At 42.1% G+C, this 18,029-nt stretch carries 17 protein-coding genes and 1 tRNA gene; 3 read left to right on the top strand and 15 right to left on the bottom strand.

The window, feature by feature from the left end; translation table 11 throughout:
- The 3 genes from NZ583_05455 to NZ583_05445 form a co-directional block, all read left to right on the top strand.
- On the top strand, nucleotides 1-1,105 hold a 1,105-nt coding region (locus NZ583_05455; protein ID MCS7281058.1), incomplete at its 5' end, for an MFS transporter.
- A gap of 42 nt (nucleotides 1,106-1,147) precedes the next feature.
- Nucleotides 1,148-1,831: a queuosine precursor transporter gene (locus tag NZ583_05450; protein MCS7281057.1), complete on the top strand. Its 684-nt coding sequence runs from the start codon at nucleotides 1,148-1,150 to the stop codon at nucleotides 1,829-1,831.
- A gap of 2 nt (nucleotides 1,832-1,833) precedes the next feature.
- Nucleotides 1,834-2,070, top strand: a complete 237-nt coding sequence (locus tag NZ583_05445; GenBank protein ID MCS7281056.1) for a hypothetical protein — start codon at nucleotides 1,834-1,836, stop codon at nucleotides 2,068-2,070.
- Here the strand turns inward: NZ583_05445 and NZ583_05440 are convergent.
- From NZ583_05440 to yedF, 15 genes are all read right to left on the bottom strand, one after another.
- The gene (locus NZ583_05440) at nucleotides 2,067-3,338 is read right to left on the bottom strand and encodes an AMP-binding protein (GenBank protein MCS7281055.1); all 1,272 of its coding nucleotides are present in this window, start codon (nucleotides 3,336-3,338) and stop codon (nucleotides 2,067-2,069) included. The genes NZ583_05445 and NZ583_05440 overlap by 4 nt on opposite strands.
- Before the next feature lie 11 nt (nucleotides 3,339-3,349).
- Complete coding sequence (locus NZ583_05435; protein ID MCS7281054.1) at nucleotides 3,350-4,153, bottom strand: ABC transporter ATP-binding protein; 804 nt, start codon at nucleotides 4,151-4,153, stop codon at nucleotides 3,350-3,352.
- Between the two features lie 10 nt (nucleotides 4,154-4,163).
- Nucleotides 4,164-5,231 carry a branched-chain amino acid ABC transporter permease gene (locus NZ583_05430; protein ID MCS7281053.1) on the bottom strand — a complete coding sequence of 356 codons (1,068 nt, stop codon included), beginning with the start codon at nucleotides 5,229-5,231 and terminating at the stop codon, nucleotides 4,164-4,166.
- A 1-nt stretch (nucleotide 5,232) separates the two neighbouring features.
- On the bottom strand, nucleotides 5,233-6,111 hold the full coding sequence (locus NZ583_05425) for a branched-chain amino acid ABC transporter permease (GenBank protein ID MCS7281052.1): 879 nt from the start codon (nucleotides 6,109-6,111) through the stop codon (nucleotides 5,233-5,235).
- A gap of 13 nt (nucleotides 6,112-6,124) precedes the next feature.
- Nucleotides 6,125-8,050, bottom strand: coding sequence for an AMP-binding protein (locus NZ583_05420; protein ID MCS7281051.1), 1,926 nt, complete (start codon nucleotides 8,048-8,050; stop codon nucleotides 6,125-6,127).
- A 22-nt stretch (nucleotides 8,051-8,072) separates the two neighbouring features.
- A complete protein-coding gene (locus tag NZ583_05415; protein MCS7281050.1) occupies nucleotides 8,073-8,894 on the bottom strand; it encodes an ABC transporter ATP-binding protein in 822 nt (273 codons plus the stop codon).
- Nucleotides 8,891-10,081: an ABC transporter substrate-binding protein gene (locus NZ583_05410; GenBank protein MCS7281049.1), complete on the bottom strand. Its 1,191-nt coding sequence runs from the start codon at nucleotides 10,079-10,081 to the stop codon at nucleotides 8,891-8,893. The genes NZ583_05415 and NZ583_05410 overlap by 4 nt, the downstream gene beginning before the upstream one ends.
- A gap of 74 nt (nucleotides 10,082-10,155) precedes the next feature.
- A complete protein-coding gene (locus NZ583_05405) occupies nucleotides 10,156-10,812 on the bottom strand; it encodes a CBS domain-containing protein (GenBank protein MCS7281048.1) in 657 nt (218 codons plus the stop codon).
- 47 nt (nucleotides 10,813-10,859) lie between these two features.
- On the bottom strand, nucleotides 10,860-14,225 hold the full coding sequence (locus NZ583_05400) for an AAA family ATPase (GenBank protein MCS7281047.1): 3,366 nt from the start codon (nucleotides 14,223-14,225) through the stop codon (nucleotides 10,860-10,862).
- Nucleotides 14,222-15,622, bottom strand: coding sequence for a glutamate--tRNA ligase (gene gltX / locus NZ583_05395; protein ID MCS7281046.1), 1,401 nt, complete (start codon nucleotides 15,620-15,622; stop codon nucleotides 14,222-14,224). The genes NZ583_05400 and gltX overlap by 4 nt, the downstream gene beginning before the upstream one ends.
- A gap of 90 nt (nucleotides 15,623-15,712) precedes the next feature.
- Nucleotides 15,713-16,492, bottom strand: coding sequence for an arsenite methyltransferase (gene arsM / locus NZ583_05390; GenBank protein MCS7281045.1), 780 nt, complete (start codon nucleotides 16,490-16,492; stop codon nucleotides 15,713-15,715).
- 4 nt (nucleotides 16,493-16,496) lie between these two features.
- On the bottom strand, nucleotides 16,497-16,787 hold the full coding sequence (locus NZ583_05385; GenBank protein ID MCS7281044.1) for an HgcAB-associated protein: 291 nt from the start codon (nucleotides 16,785-16,787) through the stop codon (nucleotides 16,497-16,499).
- A gap of 155 nt (nucleotides 16,788-16,942) precedes the next feature.
- Nucleotides 16,943-17,027: transfer RNA gene (locus tag NZ583_05380), tRNA-Leu, on the bottom strand.
- Between the two features lie 124 nt (nucleotides 17,028-17,151).
- Entirely contained in the window at nucleotides 17,152-17,367 is a 216-nt protein-coding gene (locus NZ583_05375) for a DUF3343 domain-containing protein (protein ID MCS7281043.1), read from the bottom strand.
- Nucleotides 17,364-17,951, bottom strand: coding sequence for a sulfurtransferase-like selenium metabolism protein YedF (gene yedF, locus NZ583_05370; GenBank protein ID MCS7281042.1), 588 nt, complete (start codon nucleotides 17,949-17,951; stop codon nucleotides 17,364-17,366). Before yedF ends, NZ583_05375 begins: the two co-directional genes overlap by 4 nt.
- Between the last annotated feature and the right edge of the window lie 78 nt (nucleotides 17,952-18,029).

The raw sequence follows: 18,029 nt of genomic DNA, 5'->3' as shown, positions 1-18,029 counted from the left end.
TATAGTCGGCACAGAGAATAACCTGGGTGATGCGCTGTGGGGTAAAGCAATATCCATTAGTATGTTCTTCTGTGCTCTTCTTTCTCCTTACGCAGGTGGAATAGCTGACCTTCTAGGGGCAAGAAAGAAGATGCTCTTTGTTTTTACGGCTCTTTGTTTCTTATCCGTAAGTTCTTTTTCGCTCTTGAAAAAAGGAATGCTGATTGAAGGTTTTTTACTCGTAATTTTGGCGAACTTTTCGATGGAAATGGCCTTCGTCTTTTACAATTCTTTTATTGTATTCATCGAGAAGGACTATGGGTTTGGAAAGATCTCAGCCATCGGATTCGCAGCCGGCTATTTAGGCTCTGTTATTTCGCTTCTCATGTCCCTTTTTTTGCTCGAGAGGGGGCTTACGAACCTTATCTGGCCTTTTTGTGGAGCGTTTTTCTTTTTATTCTCAATTCCTCTTATTGTTACTCTTCCACCCGAAAGATCAATAAAAACGGGTGTTATGTCGGCGGCAAAAAAGGGTCTGGACGAGCTTTTGAAGCTTGTAAGAAAGGTATTAAAAGACAGAAACCTAAAGTATTTCCTCTTGGCCTATCTTTTTTATGAAGACGCAATAAATACCGTTATTGTCTTTTCAAGCATATACGCATCTTTCACATTCGGCTTTGGACAAGCTGAGATCGTCCAACTGTATCTCTCCACTCAGTTATCTGCCATGCTTGGAGCTTTCATAATTGCAAGGTTTATCGAATCGATAGGTTATAAAAGGACTCTCAGTCTTTCGCTTGTTGCCTGGATTATAATAACCATAACTGCCGCTATTTCTTCTGAAAAATGGCAGTTTGGCCTAGCCTGCCTCACAGGTGGGTTCTTTTTGGGGATTCTTCAGGCTTCATCGAGGGCACTTTTTGCAACATTCATACCTAAAGTGGAAGTATCTAAGTACTTTGGGCTTTATAGCCTTGTGGGTAAATCTTCTTCGATAATTGGGCCTGCCTCATTCGGTGCCATTTCGTACTTAACTGGAAGTCAAAGAATCGCAGCAATCTTTGTATCTACACTTTTTATCTTTGGCCTCATCGTTTTAGGAAAGGTAAAAGAAAAATCCTGTTGAATTAAAGTTCGAACCTTTGCTATTAAAAACAGAGCGATAAAAATGGAAAGACAAAGTAACTACTCTGGTCTTTTTCTTCTCTCATCTTCGATTTTTGTGACGTGTCTTATAACGTCCAACATAATCGCTGTAAAGCTCATAGAAATATCTGGGATAGTTTTGCCTGCGGCAATCATCGTTTTTCCTCTAAGCTACATTTTTGGGGATATACTCACAGAAGTATACGGCTATAGTGCGGCAAGAAAAGTCATATGGCTTGGATTTCTTTGTAATCTGATATTCGTTTTGGCGTCCCACATAGCAGGGATACTCCCTCCTGCAAAATTCTGGGACGGTCAGGCATCCTATGAGAGGATACTCGGATATGCTCCCAGGCTTCTTTTTGCGTCATTTTCGGCTTATCTTTTGGGGGAATTTTCAAATTCCTTTGTCCTTGCGAAGCTAAAAATAAAGACTAAGGGAAGATTCCTATGGGTTCGCACGATAACATCGACTTTGGTGGGCCAGGGCATAGATTCTTTAGTCTTCATAACACTTGCCTTCTACGGAGAGATGCCACACACTGTGCTTTTACTTACAGTCATTTACCAGTGGCTCGCAAAGACCATATATGAAGCGTTATTCACTCCTCTCACTTACGTTATAGTCAACTTTTTGAAACGTAAGGAAGGTATGGATGTTTTTGATTATGAGACGAGATTCAACCCTCTTCTGATTAGGGACTAGAAATGGATCGAAGAATCCTTTTTTCCTCGGTAATAGCCTTTCTTTTTTCCTTTTTACCTGCTCTTTTTATTTCCGGATGGAAAAGGAGTGGCAACTTTATAGAGAACGTACTTTCCGCCTATGTTCCGGTATCCTTCTTTGATCTTTCCTTAAACGTACCTTACAGGTTTTTTCTTGCAGCTTCAGTAGTCATACTGTACGTAGGCATTTATCCGCTAATACGGGGAAAGACTAATTAATCCCACTTTCTTTTGTCTATTAATGTCTCCTCTTCCTTTATGGTTCCTGGATCGCAAAACTCTATAGAGTCCAGTCTTACGCGCAGATTTTTAGGAAACTCTTCATCGATCCTCCTTCTTAGCACCTCTTTGTCGGTTATCCCCTCTTTGAGCTCTGCCTTTAGGTGTATCTCATCCCTCTCGCCCTTTCTATCAACGATAACCTGATACTTCGATATCTCCGAAATACTTCCAAAAAAACTCTCCATCTGTTTTTTCACAACAAACATTCCCCTTACCTTCACGGCGTCCGTACTCCTGCCGACTATACCTGTGATCCTATAGGATGTTCTCCCGCACGGACACGGTTCGCTTATGTATGAGGTCATATCACCTGTGCCAAACCTTACAAGCCCCCAGCACGGATTGTGGATAGGTGTTGCGACAAGTTCGCCTATCTCCCCTTCCTTCACCCTTTTTCCGCTTTCTGGGTCTACGATCTCTATTACATAGTCGTCCATAAAGTGCATACCTTTCTTTTCTTTGCACTCGTACGCCACACAACCACCAAGCTCGGTAACGGAGTAACATTGATATGTATCTATCCCGTAATCCTCTTCAAAGACCTTCCTCATTGAGGATGGGAGCATCTCTCCCGTAAACCATGCCTTTTTCAAGGAGAAATCCTTCTTAAAATCGTAGCCCATCTCTTCCGCCCTTTTTATTATCGTCATAAGAAAACTAGGCATCCCCGCATATCCTGTGACTTTAAGGTCAAGCATAGTCTTTATCTGGCTGTCCGTATTTCCCACACCCGTTGGAATTACAGTTGCTCCGACCGCGCGGATCCCTTCATGGAAGAGGATTCCTGCAGGAGACATGTGATAGGTGGGCGTATTTATAACCACATCCTTTTTCCCAAAGCCTGCGGCGAAAAAACTCTTTCCGAACCACGAAATCTCTTCCACTTGATGGGGAAGATAGATGGGACCTGGAGTTATAAAAACGCGCTCTATTTCTTCTTCAGGGACGGTGAGCAATCCTCCGTAAGGTGGATATCTTTTTTGAAGCTCTATGACATCTGCCTTCCTTATTATTGGAAGCTTCTCAAGATCGTCAAAATCGTTCACATCCTCAGGCTTGATCCCTTTTGCGTCGAAGAGTTCCTTTATAGCGATTGCGCGTTCATAAGCTCTTTTTATATGCTCTCTCAGTTTTTGTAGTTGATAACTTTCCCTTTCTTTTCTGTCCATAATTTCGAATTCATCAAAAAAATCCTTTTTTGACATCTTATCCCCCTTTAGAGCCATCTCTTTCTCCGCTTATAGGCCTTTACGTCCTTATAACTCTTTACCATTCCCTTTGCGGTTGTTCCGAGATAAAACTCTTTCACATCGGGATTCTCCTTTAAGTCTTTTGCGTTCCCTTCCATCACTATCTTTCCGTTCTCCATGACGTACCCATATGTGGCTATATTTAAAGCCATGTTCGCGTTTTGTTCGACAAGGACTATTGTTGTTCCCTGTTCCTCGTTTATTTTCTTTATGATTTCGAAGATTTCTCTCACGAGAAAAGGGGCAAGCCCCAAAGACGGCTCATCCAGTAAAAGAAGTTTCGGGTGAGCCATAAGAGCCCTTCCTATCACCAGCATCTGCAACTCTCCACCGCTACAGTATCCGGCAAGCCTGTTTCTCAATTCTTTAAGCCTTGGAAAGTAATGGTAAACTAATTCCAAATCCTCTTTATAAGGCTTTCCCCACCTCGTTGCTGTCCCAACCCTTAGATTTTCTTCAACTGTTAGGTACTTAAAAGGAACCCTGCCTTCTAAAACCTGGATTATTCCGAGCCTCGTTATCACCTCCGGTGGCTTGTTGTGAATCGGTTTTCCCTCGAATATTATGGATCCTTCCGTTACCCTTCCGTTTTCAGGCTTCAAAAGACCGGAAATAGCCCTAAGCGTTGTTGTTTTACCGGCCCCGTTACTTCCCAAAAGGGACACTATCTGCCCTTTTTTGACCTCGAGAGAGACCCCTTTGAGGACTTGTATCACATCGTGGTAGACGACGCTTATGTTGTTTATGAGCAGCGCAACGTTATTCTCCATATTCTCCCCCTTAGTAAGAGAATGGCCAGAGTTTAAAACTGCTTTTTACAATTCTCCAAACTTCTGCGAGTCCTTTCGGTTCAAAGATAAGAAAAAGGACAATAATCAGACCAAAGAAGAACTCTCTTAAAGGGGCTATCGTCATGGCTACCCCTGCCAATCCTTTTAGGTTCATGAGGTATGTGGCAAGTTGAGAAAGCAACTCATTGAGTAAAGTTATAAAAGTTGCTCCAAAAACACTTCCCGTTATGCTTCCTAGACCGCCTATTATGATCATTGCAATGAATTCAATCGAGAGAAGGAATGTGAATGGTTCAGGGGTTATGCTTCCCGTATAGGCTGCCCATAAAGCACCTGCAAATCCGGCATAGAAGGAACTTATACCGAATGATAGAAGCTTATACCTGAATATTGGAATTCCCATTCCCTCTGCAGCCTGATCGTTATCCCTTATTGCGATAAATGCCCGGCCGTATCTCGTCCTTATTATGTTTTTGGCAAGCCAGAGGAAAAGTACAAAACAGATGAATATGACATAAAAGAACGCACGATCACCTTTAAGAGTGAATCCAAAGATTGTGGCCTTTGGAAGTATTATACCTTCCGTCCCACCTGTAAGGGACTTCCAGTGAACGAAGATGTATTCTAAGATGAACTGTCCTGCAAGTGTCGATATTGTGAGGTAAAGATGCTTAAGCCTCGAAGATGGTATACCAAAAATGAGCCCGACAAGAGCTGTCATTATCCCGCCGCATATGACTGCAAGAATAAAAGGAACGCCTAAACGGGTCATAAGGATGGCGCATGTATAAGCTCCGACTCCAAAAAAAGCTCCATGGCCCAATGAGATCTGTCCTGTAAAGCCAATTAGGATATTGAGACCAACTGCGGCTATTGCGTATATTCCGACGTGGTTTAAGACGTACAATCCGTAAGAACCAAACACAAATGGTATCACGAAAAAGAGCAGAATAAGACCTATAACAGTCCAGACCCTGCCAAAATCGGTCTCGAATATTGCGAGCTCTTCAAAGTAACTCTCTTTGTAATTTCCGCATGGCCTAAGTCTCAGCTTCATCTTACACCCTCTCTATCTCTACTAGTCCAAAAAGCCCGTAGGGCTTTATCATAAGGATTATAACGAGAATGATGTACGCAACAACATCCCTTAATGAAGTTGAAAAATACCCACTAACAAGTGTCTCAATAACCCCGATTATGAGACCTCCAATTATTGCCCCTCCTATGCTTTCTAGTCCTCCAAGGATCACAACCGGAAATACCTTAAGTCCCATCTTTGAGAGATCGTGTACGTTTATGCCGTTCAAAATACCAAGCACTATACCACTCATGGCACAGACAAGTGATGCAATAGCCCAAGACAAGGCAAAGACCCTTCTTACGTTTACCCCCAAAGATAGAGCAGCTGTTTGGCTGTCAGCAACCGACCTCATGTATATCCCTTGAGAGGAGTATTTGAAGAAGAGGCCAAAGACGATAAGGAAGACAATAGTTATTAAAAAGGTCGCAGTGTAGACCGGTGAGATGGAAACGCTTCCTATCTTTAATGTTAGCCCTGCCGGGAGAAAGCTCGGATAAACGTAAGTGTTCCCTGAGAAGATGAATAGCAGAAGGCCTTTAAACATCGCTGCAAGACCGACAGTGAGCATTATCACTTCAATAAGAGCCTCTCCAATCATGGGTCTTAAAAAGAGCCTCTCTATTACGAAGCCGAGTAGAAAGCTGCCAACAAATGTTATGATAAATGCGAGATATATGGGAAGGTTGAGCCAAACCGATATTACAAGGAAGATATAAGCTCCTATGGCCAAAAGCTCTCCATGAGCGAAGTTAAGCACACTCGACGATTTGAAGATCATAACGAATCCAAGGGCCGCAATTGCATAAAGACATCCAACTGACAATCCCTGAACTAAAAGTTGTAAAAAGAAGTCCATCTAACCCCTCCTTTTAATCTATACTTTCTACATCTAGAATCCTCACAGTCGTAGTTATGGTTCCCACGTGCCCATCCCGATACTGGACCTTTCCAGTAACTTCAATCTCTTTCTTTCCGGCGTACATAGCCTCCACAAGGTCTAAATATCGCTGATAAACGAATTTTCGCCTTACCTTTCCGGTTCTTGTGAGTTCTTCGTCATCAGGGTCAAGCATCTTGTAAAGAAGGAGGATTCTTTTAAGTCTCATAGGCTTTGGAAGCTCATTATTGATCCTTCTAACCTCGGACAGAATGAGTTCCTCAACAGGCTTTTGTTGGGACAAATCGGTGTAAGTCGTATAAGGGATCATTCTGGCCTCTGCCCAGCTTCCAACATTTCCAAAATCGATGCAGATAAAACCTGTTACGTAATCCCTTCCTTCCCCGAAAACCACAGCCTCTTTAATGTAAGGACTGAACTTCAGTCTCGTCTCTATAAAATCTGGAGAGAATGCCTCCCCACCCTTAAGCCTCATTATCTCCTCTTTTCTGCCTATGACTATTAGATGTCCATCCTCATCTATATAGCCCGCGTCTCCTGTGTGAAGGTAGCCGTCCTCAAGAGCTTTTTTCGTTTCTGCCTCATCTTTGTAATATCCAACGAACAATGAAGGAGATTTAACGAGTATTTCATTGTCGGGTGCAATCTTTACCTCTGTTCTGGGAAGAGGTTTTCCTACTGTTTCTGGTTTTACCTCATCATCCGGCTGCACCTGGAATACGCCACAGCCTTCTGTTAGTCCGTACGCGTGCTTTAGGTTAAGGCCTATGGCCCTAAAGAACCTTATTACGTCTGGGCTTATTGGATGACCACCGGTTATTGCTGCCTTTATGTGTAGACAACCAATTCTGTCAAGTAAAGGCCTATAGACTACGTACTTAAAGATAGAACGCAAAAGCTTAAGATGGATTGGCACAGGCTTTTTTTTCGATTCCAGGTCTGTAACCGTGAGCCCTATTTTAAGGCCCCAGTCGTAGAATTTCCTTTTTATGTAACCGCTGTCCTCAATCTTTACCCTTATTTTCGATGCAAGATCCTCCCAGAACCTCGACGACGTGATCGTTATAGAGGGACCGATCTCTCTGTAGTCATCAGTAATCGTCTCTAAAGTTTCTGGAAAGTTCATAACCATGCCGGATAGCATCGCCACTCCAATACCCCACATCTGGTCCACTATCCATGCAGGAGGAGTGATGGATATCCAGTTATCACCTACCTCTATGGGGGCCGTCTCTATCCATTTGAGAGCCATATCGACAAAACTTTCGTGCTTGAGCATGGCAAGCTTTGGGATCCCAGTAGTTCCGGATGTCATCATCATTAAGTTGACTTCTTCCTTTTTCCCCTTCCACAACTCTTTTTCGAAAAGATCAGGCTCCTTCTTCTCAAGTTCTTTACCAAGTTCAAGCAAGACCTTAAAGGACATGAGCCAGGAATCTGAATATGAGCTCATTCCAGTGGGATCGATATATATGACCTTTGTTACATCTTTTATCTCTTCCTTTATTTCTAACAGTTTATCCACCTGCTCCTGGTCCTGGGCAAAGACGACCTTTGCCTCAAATCTATTTAAAAGAACGGAAAACTCCTTTGCGATGGAGGATGTAAAGAGATTTAAGGTGACGGCGCCTATTGACTGGGCACCCAGCTCTGAAAAAAGCCATTCTGGCTGGTTGTCCATAATAATAGCCACATGGTCTCCCCTTTTAACGCCTAAAGATAAAAGACCTAATGCAACGTGTTTTACAAAGGCCAAGTACTCCTGCCAGGTGATTGTTTGCCAGATTCCAAGCCACTTTTTTCTTAAAGCAACTCTATCTTTTAGACGCTCGGCCTGCTTGTAAAGGATTTGAGGAATTGTATACATTTGTAGCTCTGCGAGATATTGACGGTCCATCTTCATCTCATTTCTCCCCTTTTTAAGCTTCTTCTCCGAGATAGGCTTTTATAACCTCGGGATGATTCTTTATGACATCGGGTGGACCTTCTGCGATCTTTTCGCCGAAATTGAGAACAACTATCCTTTCTGAGATACTCATGACAACTGCCATATCGTGTTCAACAAGAATGGTCGTCTGATTCCATCTCGTATTTATCTCCCTTAGAAATCTCACCATGTCTTCTTTCTCTTCTAAGGTCATGCCTGCAAAGGGCTCATCCAAAATGAGAAGTTTTGGTTGAAGGGCAAGTGCCCTTCCGAGCTCTACCCTTTTTCTGAGCCCATACGGTAATGAACCGACTAGTTTTTTCCTTATAGGTTGCATCTCGAGAAAGTCTATTATCTCCTCTACTATCTGTCTGTGTTTTACTTCTTCTTCTTGTACCGAGCGGGAAAATATTGCGGCCTTAGCAAAACTATAGTTGCAGTAAAGATGGCGGGCAAGGAATATGTTTGCTAGAACTGTCATTCCTGGAAAAAGCTCTATGTTTTGAAAAGTTCTCCCTATCCCTCTTTTTGTTACCTCATGGGGATGGAGTCCAGTTATATCTTCGCCGTTAAAAATTATTCGACCCCTTTGGGGATGATAGAATCCAGTGATACAGTTCAAAAGACTCGTTTTGCCTGCCCCATTCGGTCCAATGATGCTTAAAAATTCCCCTGTTTTTATTTCAAGACTTACATCATGGAGGGCCATAAGCCCACCAAAACTCAACGTAACACCCTCAATTTTAAGCTCAGCCCGCCTATCGGCAGGCTGAGCATTTGAGTATATGGAAGGTTCTCCCCGGAATGCTCTCATTTCGGTGCTCTCAAAACTTTCATCTGACCTTTGCCCGGGGTAAAGAAGTTGGTGAGAGGAGTGTATGTGGCGTCTTCGTGGATCTGGACGATTCTGGCTACGAATGAGCCCTCGTGGTTGTCTTTAGTGTAAGTCACAGGTGGAATAAGTCCGCCAAAGTCCTCATTTCTGAAAGTCTCTAGTGCCTTGTTCACGTTTACTGGATCGAAGTTGCCAAACATCTTATACGATTTTTCTAATGCCCTCTCCATGATCATCCCAATCACTACACCTTCCCAGTAAGAGGTATCGAATCCGGCAACCGACTTGTACCTTCTTACAAGCTCATTATAGAGCCTTATACCTGGTGTATCATCCTGAGGTAGGGCACCGCAGAACTGCATAAATAGCCTATCCCTTATGATCCCTTTTCCGAGTTTGAAGAAGTCAGGGTCGGTAGATGTCCAGGTGCCAAAGAAAGGTACATTGTAGTTAAGATGATCCGCCGCTTTTAGGGCTGTTATTATCCCTGCCGGAAGAATCTGCATGAATATGTACTCAGCCCCTGCCTCTTTGAGCTTTAGTAATTGGGTCGTGAGATCAACCGTTGCTGGAGGGAACTCTTCAATTCCTACTATTTTTATTCCGTGTTTTGCCGCGTATTCCTTACTTGGCTCGTGGATCGTCTTTCCGTAAGGGTTATTGTAGGTCAGAAGTCCAACTTTCGGTGGTTCCTTTCCCTTATGAATAGCCTTTATGTATTCTAGTATCGCGTATGAGTCTAAAATGTACGTGCCGAAGGGTAGGTACATATAGTCTATTGGCGGCTTTAAGATATCCTGACCAGTGGAGTAGTTGATTGTCGGAATCTTGTACTCCTGAACTATCGGCTTTGCCTGAATCCCCAAACCTGTGTCCCATGTGGCAAGCATGCTGACTCTTTCCTCGCAGAACTTCTTTACGTGTTTTAGACCCTCAGGGATTTTGTAAGCGTGGTCCATAACGGTAAGTTCAACTTTCTTACCGCCTATTCCCCCTTTGACCTCATTGACGTACCTTATGTAGTCCTGGTGTCCTTTTGCATGATAGATTCCCCAAGAAGAGGCAGGACCAGTAAGATTGATCACCGCGCCAATCTTTACTTGGGCATAACTGGTTGAGACAAGAAATAACGTTACGACGGTCAAAATTAAGATAAGCTTCTTCATAACCCCTCCTTATTCTTAGAGTTTTTTTTTACTTCCAGTCTACACGCTATTCTAATTCAATTCGGATTACATTGTCAAGCGATTTCTGGTTCGTGCGGTCTTATTTCAACTTCGAATCCCATCTTCTTTAGATCTTCAACTACATCTTTTACATCGTCTCTGTCGAAATGGAGAACAAGCTCTGTCCTTTCGGAATCTGGAACTTTGAGTGCCCATAAGGTTTTAAGCGACAGATCCTTCTCGCATACGTAATTCATGATGGAACATAGATTCCGAGGTTCACCCCCACCGTAGATTATTATCCTTGTTCCTTTCTCCCCGATCCCGAAAAGCGGGTTTACAACCTTATAAAATATGTCATTGGTCGTTACTATTCCTACTACCCTATCGTTTTCCACGACTACTAAGGCACCAACCCTTTTTGCCTGAGCAAGAGCGACAGCCTGTTCAATTGGCATATCTGGGGGAACGGTAACTACATTCCTCTTCATAATCTCTTTGACAGTCAATTTGGCAAGGAGGTAAAGAAGCTCGGACCTGCTCAGAGATGTGGCAGACGAAGGCGAGGCTTTAAGGACGTCGTTTTTCGTTATGATACCTACAAGTTTTCCCTTATCTACGATTGGGAGCCTTTCTATCCTGTGAAATTGCATTATCCTTTCGGCGTCAATAAGCGGGGTGTTACTTGGGACAGTTATGACGTTTGTAGTCATGACGTCTCTAACAAGCATGACAATCCTCCTTTTTTTCAACTAATTAGCACAGGCAATAACATTTTTCAAAAAGAATTTGATGAAAAGTTGTTTAACCTCACTGACACAACTTTTGAAACACCATCCTCTTCCATTGTTATGCCGTATATGGTGTTAGAGATTTCCATTGTCAGCCTATTGTGAGTGACGAATATGATCTGCGTTTCTTTGCTCATATCTTTTAGGATCTCGAGAAGAGATGAGAGATTAGCCTCATCCAAAGGCGCATCTATCTCATCCATTAGACAGAATGGAGGAGGATTTACCTGTATCAATGCAAGCAGTAGAGCCAAAGATACTAGTGCTTTTTCTCCGCCAGAAAGCATCTCCATCTTCGTTATTTTCTTTCCCGGTGGTCTTGCAAACATCTCAACACCGTCGGTCTCAGGGTTATATCTTAGATAACCATCCCCTCCAAGAAAGAGTCTCTTTATTAGAGCTTTGTACTTTTCATTTATGCGCTCTAAGGTTTCGAAAAAGATCTCTTTGGAGACGGTGTCTATTTTGGAGATTGTCCTTTTTAGACATTCTGCCGCGCCTTTTAAATCCTCTTTCTGTCTCTCTAGGAACTCAATACGTTCTTTTAGTTCAATGTAATCCTTCTCGGCCCTGAAATTTATCTCCCCTAGAGATTCGATCTCTTTTTCTACTTTAAGTCTTTCCTTTTCGAGCTGGGATTCTGGTTGCAGATCGATTTTTGTTCTGTTTGGGTCGATGCCAAACTTTGATCTTATTATCTCTTCTATCTCTTTCTTTTTTTCCGAGATTAAAAGAGTCTCCTTCTCCAACTCGAAAAGGTGCCCCCTTTGCTTTTCTATTTCTGTCCTTTTACTATTTAGCTCTTTGGCGATGGCTTCTCTCTCTTTATATAAAGGCAGGAAACGAGCTTTTAGTTCTTCTAGTTCCCTCTCTTTTTCCTCGCATTCCTTTTTTAATTTTTCATGCTCGGCTTGTAGCTGAGTAAGTAATCTATTCTCTTTAGCCAGATCGGCTTCCAACTGTTGAATTTCATTGGACGCAGTCTTCCTTACCGCTTCGAGTTCGGCAACCTGTCGGGTATTACTCTTTTTTTCTAGTTCGATCGTGGAAAGCATTGTCCTTTCCTTCTCTATCTCGATCTCTTCCTTTTTTAAGTTTTCGCTTATAGATTCGAGAAGCCCTTTTTTTTCGGTTAGCGTCCTTTTGAGTTCGACTATCTCCCGCTCTATCTGGTCTTTGGTTTTAGACAGGGTTTCTTTTTTTTGGATGAGTTGTTGGTACCTTTCAGGTTCAGATTCATCATCATCAAAAAGATTTTCCTTTTCAAACTCGGAAAGTCGTTTTAATTTCTCCTCAGCTTCTCTAAGCCTCGCCTCCGTTATTAACCTTTCCCTATCGAAGTTCGTAAGTTCATCGTTTAACATCTTGATCCTCTGTTTTTTGGTTTCAAGTTCTTTAGACAATTCCCTACATTCATTTTGTAAACTCAAAAGCCCATCGTGGCACAATCTAAGCTTATCCTCTAGTAGAAGTATCTCCTCTTTTGTTTTAGCTTTCTCTTTTTGAGCCTTTATATCAAAGTTTTCCTCTTTTTTCATCAAAATAAGACCCCTCGAATCTATTAGGGCGTCATCACTTGCGAATAGTCCTTCCTCCCCTCTAAGTACCCGCTCTAGTGCTTCTCTTTTATCGGAACAGACGCGAATTTCTACCTCTACACCATCCTCTTTCCTCTTGAAGATGCCTTTTTCGTGAAAGAAAATGTAATTATTTCCGGCTCTTAGGTGGCTCAAAATCTCCATAATCTCTTTGTCTTCTACGACATAGGAGTCTAGTTCCCGCAAGAAGTGAGTCTCCAGTATCCTATTTATGCTTTCCGTTCCCTTTATAAGTTCAAAAAGTTTTTTGAGGTTTTTTGGGGAAGCCCTTTCTTCTTTGAAAAGCTTAAGCTTTCTTAGGTACTCTTCTTTCGCTTTCTTTTCTGCTTGAATAAGGCTAAGATCTTTTTCTCTTTGTGCGATTTCCCCACGTAGATCATGAATTTTCTTTTCGAGCTCAGAGGATATTTTTTCTAATTGAACTAAAATTGCGCTTTTTGACTCGATTTGTGATCGGAGCTCAGATATCTTCTTTTTCAATGAAATAATTCTTTCTTCGAGTGTTGCTCTTTCTTCATTAAGCCTTCTTTGCCTTTCCTTCCTTTCTTTTATTTTCCTTTCCAGGTCAACTAACTTATTGTTGACCTCTGTAAGTTTCGTTACGACATCGAAAAGGTTTCCTCTAGTTCTTTCAAGGCGGGTTTCTATTTCAGGAATCTCCTCTCTTATGGTTGTGGCCTCATTTTTTAATCTCTCCATTTTTGAGATTCTATTTTCTAGTGAGAAGGAGATATGACCGTAAGAAGACTCAAGAGTTTCTAACTCCATTTTAAGCTCGGTAAGTCTTTTGGTGGAATTTTCTAGCTTCTTTCTTGCCTCATTCAGTTTTCCTACCAACTCTTTGAGCTTTTCCCTTCTTAACTCAATCTCCTTTAACTTTAAAATGGAGTCCCTTTCTTTCGTGCTCAAAAGAATCTCAATCTCTTTTGCTTTTCTCTCATTGAGGGATATCTCGTCCTCCTTTATGCGAAGCATCTCTTCTAGGCTTTTCTCTTGTTCCTCCTTTTCAGAAAGCTTTTTTCTTATCCTTTCGAGCCTCTCATTCATTCTTTCTAGATTTCTTTTGAGCCTTGTGTGTCCACAGAGAAGTATATCTTTCTCAATGTTACTCTTTTTCTCCATGAGAGCTTTATAAGTCTTCCACCTTTCAAGCTCGATCTCTGCTTTTTTTAGAGAATTTTCGATCTCTCCTAAAACATCTTCGACCCTTTCGAGGTTTGATCTCACTTCTTCTAATCGTGATACCGCATCCTCTTTCTTTTCCTTAAACCTCGTTATTCCTCCTGCTTCTTCGATAATGATTTTTCTCTCTTGGGGTTTCATATGCACGAAACTTTCGATTCGACCCTGCTCAATTATGGCGTAACCTAAGGGTCCTATTCCGCTACCCAAAAAAAAGTCCTGGATATCCTTTAGTCTCACCTGGTTTCCGTTAATGAAATATTCGCTTGTTCCATCCCTAAAAATCCTTCTTTTTATGGAATACTCGTCGTTTTCGTCACTAAAAAGAATGGTAACCTCTGCCATGTTTACACTTCTTTTCCCATTACTCCCATGGAATATGACATCCTCCATCTCTTTTATCCTTAAGCTTTTTGTCCCTCTTTCCCCTAGCGTCCAAAGAATGGCGTCAACTATGTTACTCTTTCCAGATCCATTAGGACCAACGATAGAGGTTATGCCTTTATCGAAATAGAGGACCGTTTTTTCGCAGAAGGATTTAAAGCCTATAAGTTCGACCTTTATAAGCCTCATCCATCGATCTCCGCTATTGCCCTTTTGACTCTCTTTTTCGTCTCTTCCTTCCCAAGAATCTCTATGACCTCAAAGATACCAGGAGTTGCGAGCCTACCTGAAATTGCAAGCCTTACAATCTGAACCGCATCTACAAGCTTAATCCCAAACTCGCTCGATACCTTTCCAAATATGTCTCTGAGGCCATCCTCGCTTATAGTTTCTATGCTCTCAAAACTCTCAAGGAAAAAGAGGAGGACCTCCTTTCCCTTTTGGGTGAAGTACTTTTCCTTTGCGGCTTTTTCGAAGTCGTAGTCGTCTTTAAAGTAGAAGTATGCCATATGGGCCATCTCTTTTAGAGTCTTGGCCCTTGTATTTAGAGTGCGTACGACTTTCAGTAAGTAATCTCGATCCTTTACATCTATTCCCAGTTCCAAAAGAAAGGGTAGTAGACGAGTCGATATAAGCTCTAAAGGCAAGGTACGTATGTAATGGCTATTAAGCCAGATGAGTTTTTCTAAATCGAAGACAGAAGGAGATTTTCCAACATCTTTTAGTTCAAACTTTTCTATAAGCTCTTCTTTTGTGAAAATTTCTTGATCTTTATAGGCCCATCCGAGTCTCGCTATGTAGTTGACTAATGCTTCGGGCAAAAAACCCTCCCTCCTGTATTCTAAGAGAGAGACCGCTCCGTGCCGTTTACTTAACTTTGTCCTGTCTTTTCCCAGAATCATGGGAACGTGTGCGAATTCTGGAATTCTAAAGCCTAAGGCCTCGTATATGAGGATTTGCCTCGGTGTATTGTTTATGTGGTCGTCGCCTCTGATGACATGGGTTATGCCCATGAGGGCATCATCGACTACGACTGTGAAGTTATAGGTTGGTGTATTGTCGCTTCTTAGAATTATGAGATCGTCGAGTTCTTCGCATTGGAACGTGATTCTGCCTCGAATTATATCTTCGAAGGTAACATTTCCTGTAAGTGGGGTTTTGAACCTGATTACAAATGGCCTGTCCCCAAAATCGAGATTTTTGTCCCTGCAAGTCCTATCGTAGGACGGTTTTTTGCCTTCCTTTATGGCATTTTTCCTCTTCTCCTCAAGTAGCTCAGGTGGACAATAGCACCTATAAGCGAGCCCTCTTTGAAGTAAGATGTACGCAAATTTTTTGTACTCCTCAAGCCTTTCCCTCTGAAAATACGGACCTTCATCCCATTCTATTCCCAACCATGTGAGTCCTTCTATTATGTCCTCTGTATACTCTTTTTTCGATCTTTGAACGTCTGTATCCTCAATTCTCAAAATCATCTTTCCCTTTTCATGCCGAGCAAAGAGGTAGTTAAAAAGGGCGGTCCTTGCCCCGCCTATGTGAAGATAACCAGTAGGGCTCGGTGCGAATCTTGTTCTTACCATAAGCAACCTCGCTTTCTGTGATTATAACTGGAGCAAAAAGATCCCTTCAACGATTCCGTAACTAGAATAACGATGGTAGAGTCCTTTACTTAATAACTAGCCTTCTTTCGGTTTGAAGGCCAAAACGCTTATACTCCTCAAAGAAGAGACACTATCGGGCGTAAACTCTCCTTGAGAAAAGAAGCTCTCCTCGATTATCTTTACGTCACAAAATCCGCTATCTTTCAAAATCCTTAAATATTCCTCCCTCATCAATGCCCCAGATACGCAAGAAATGTAAGCATCGATCGAATTTTTCACGGAATCTGGAAGTTCTTTTGAAAGCACAGTATCAGATATAGCTATTCTTCCGCCAGGTTTTACGATTCTATAGACTTCGGCAAAGACACGCCCCTTATCAGTGGAAAGGTTTATAGCACAGTTTGAAATGACAACATCAATGGAGTTTTCTGAGATTGGGAGACTCTCCATGTCTCCGACGATGAATTCGACGTTATCATATCCTTCCTTTTTTGCGATGGCTTTTGCTTTATTTACCATCTCTTTTGTTATATCGACCCCTATTACTTTACCCGTCCTTCCCACCATTTTTGATGCGAGAAAGCAGTCGAATCCAGCTCCTGATCCTATATCTAATACTTTTTCACCTTCCCTTAATCCTGCGTATAAAGAAGGATTCCCGCAACCAAGTCCGAGATTCGCTTCTTGAGGTACCTGGGCTAGATCCTCTTCCGAATAACCTGTTTTTCGATAAATCTCTTTTTGGAAGTCCGGATTTCCACAACACCCCGAGTGTTGACCGCAACAAGATGAAGCCTCTTTTGCAATCTTACCGTACGCGGTTTTCACTATTTCTTTTAGATTTGATCTCTCCATCCTTTTATTTGCCTCCTTTTTTTAATATTCCTCCAATCAAAGGGCCTATCATGTCCTTTGCCATGTCAGCAAAGCTGCTCGCCTTAATAAGCGATATGCAGCATACTTCGCCACCCTTCTCGAAGGTAATGACAACGAGTTTATCACCGGGCCTTATGTCTGCTTTCTCCCTTATCTCTTTTGGAAGAACCATCTGACCCCTCTCATCGATTGTGACAAGGGATTCAATCCTTAAAGACCCAGTGAATTCTTGATCAGTTCCACGATGGCATTTAATTTTGCTGTACCTAACCATGACGATACTCTTCAATAATATCAGAAAAATCAGACCGATCTTATTTTACTTAAAAGTTTGGCTCGAATTCAAGATGATCTATTTTCGAGATAATCGAGGATAACTTAAACTTTATGTAAAAAAGCTCCAAAAAGAGACCTAGTTTTTTAATGATATGCCGGAGGCGGGGATTGAACCCGCACGGAGCTAGGCTCCACCGGATTTTGAGTCCGGCGCGTCTTCCAGTTCCACCACTCCGGCTTTTTCTAATCTTACATCACTGTAAAAGGAAGATGCAAGGGTATCTTGGTATAGATATCAAGTGCCTTCAATCAGATCCCTGCCAAGTTTAAGAAATTCATCAAACCTTCGTAGGGAATCTCACTTACTTTTTCTCGATTCTTACATCTTCAAATCTGGCTAATAAGAGAGATTCGACTACGTTTTTATCACTTTCGCGAATTCTTATGCACACGCCACAATCTGAACTTAGCTCTCTTGGGACAGGAACGATGCTATAAGGTATTTTTAGCTCCTTGATTATCTTTTCAGCAGCCAAAACATAATTTATGGAGCTTAAAAGTACGTAGCAGTAACTCATGGATAGAGGATCCTTTTGGCGGAAAAAAGAGCTTCCACTATCTCGTACATGTTAGAGATCCTACCCACTCGAATATCTTCTTTAATTTTGAAGTAGTTCACGCAAGTACCGCAAAGTATTATCTCCACACCTTGTCTCTCCAAGGTTTTTAGTTCTTCCAAACATGACGAATCTTTTTTGGCAAGAATGACCCCTTCATTGTAAAGGACGATTTTTTCGGGCTTCTTTTCGATTTCTGAAACTGTATGAAGGAAGGCCCGCATAAGGACCTTGCCCAGTTCTTCATCGCCTCTTCCCATCGCCTGGGATGTAATAACAAGAACGGTATTTTTATCTTGGTTTTCCGGTACGGTCTCAGGTTTTGCATCCTCTGTCTTTGGTTTTACTATCAATACCCTGTATGTTCCGTTTTCCTCACTTACCTTTATCTCCAGTTTTTTATCAAGGGCCATCCGTTTTATGTTCTCCAAAGCGGAAGGACTGTCTAAAAGAACCTCCACCTCATCGTGCTTTTCGATTGCGTTTTTCGTAAGGATTAAAGGTTCAGGGCAGCCAAGACCTCTTGCATCCACTTGAAAAGCCATCTCTGACCTCCATTTTGTGCTTTTGAATATTTGGGCCGACCGGCCTCTAGAAACAAATATTGCTAAGGGGAGCAAATT

The organism is Thermodesulfobacteriota bacterium (assembly GCA_025062045.1).
Lineage (GTDB): Bacteria > Desulfobacterota > Syntrophorhabdia > Syntrophorhabdales > JANXAF01 > JANXAF01.
This window is presented reverse-complemented; position numbering and strand designations above follow the sequence as displayed.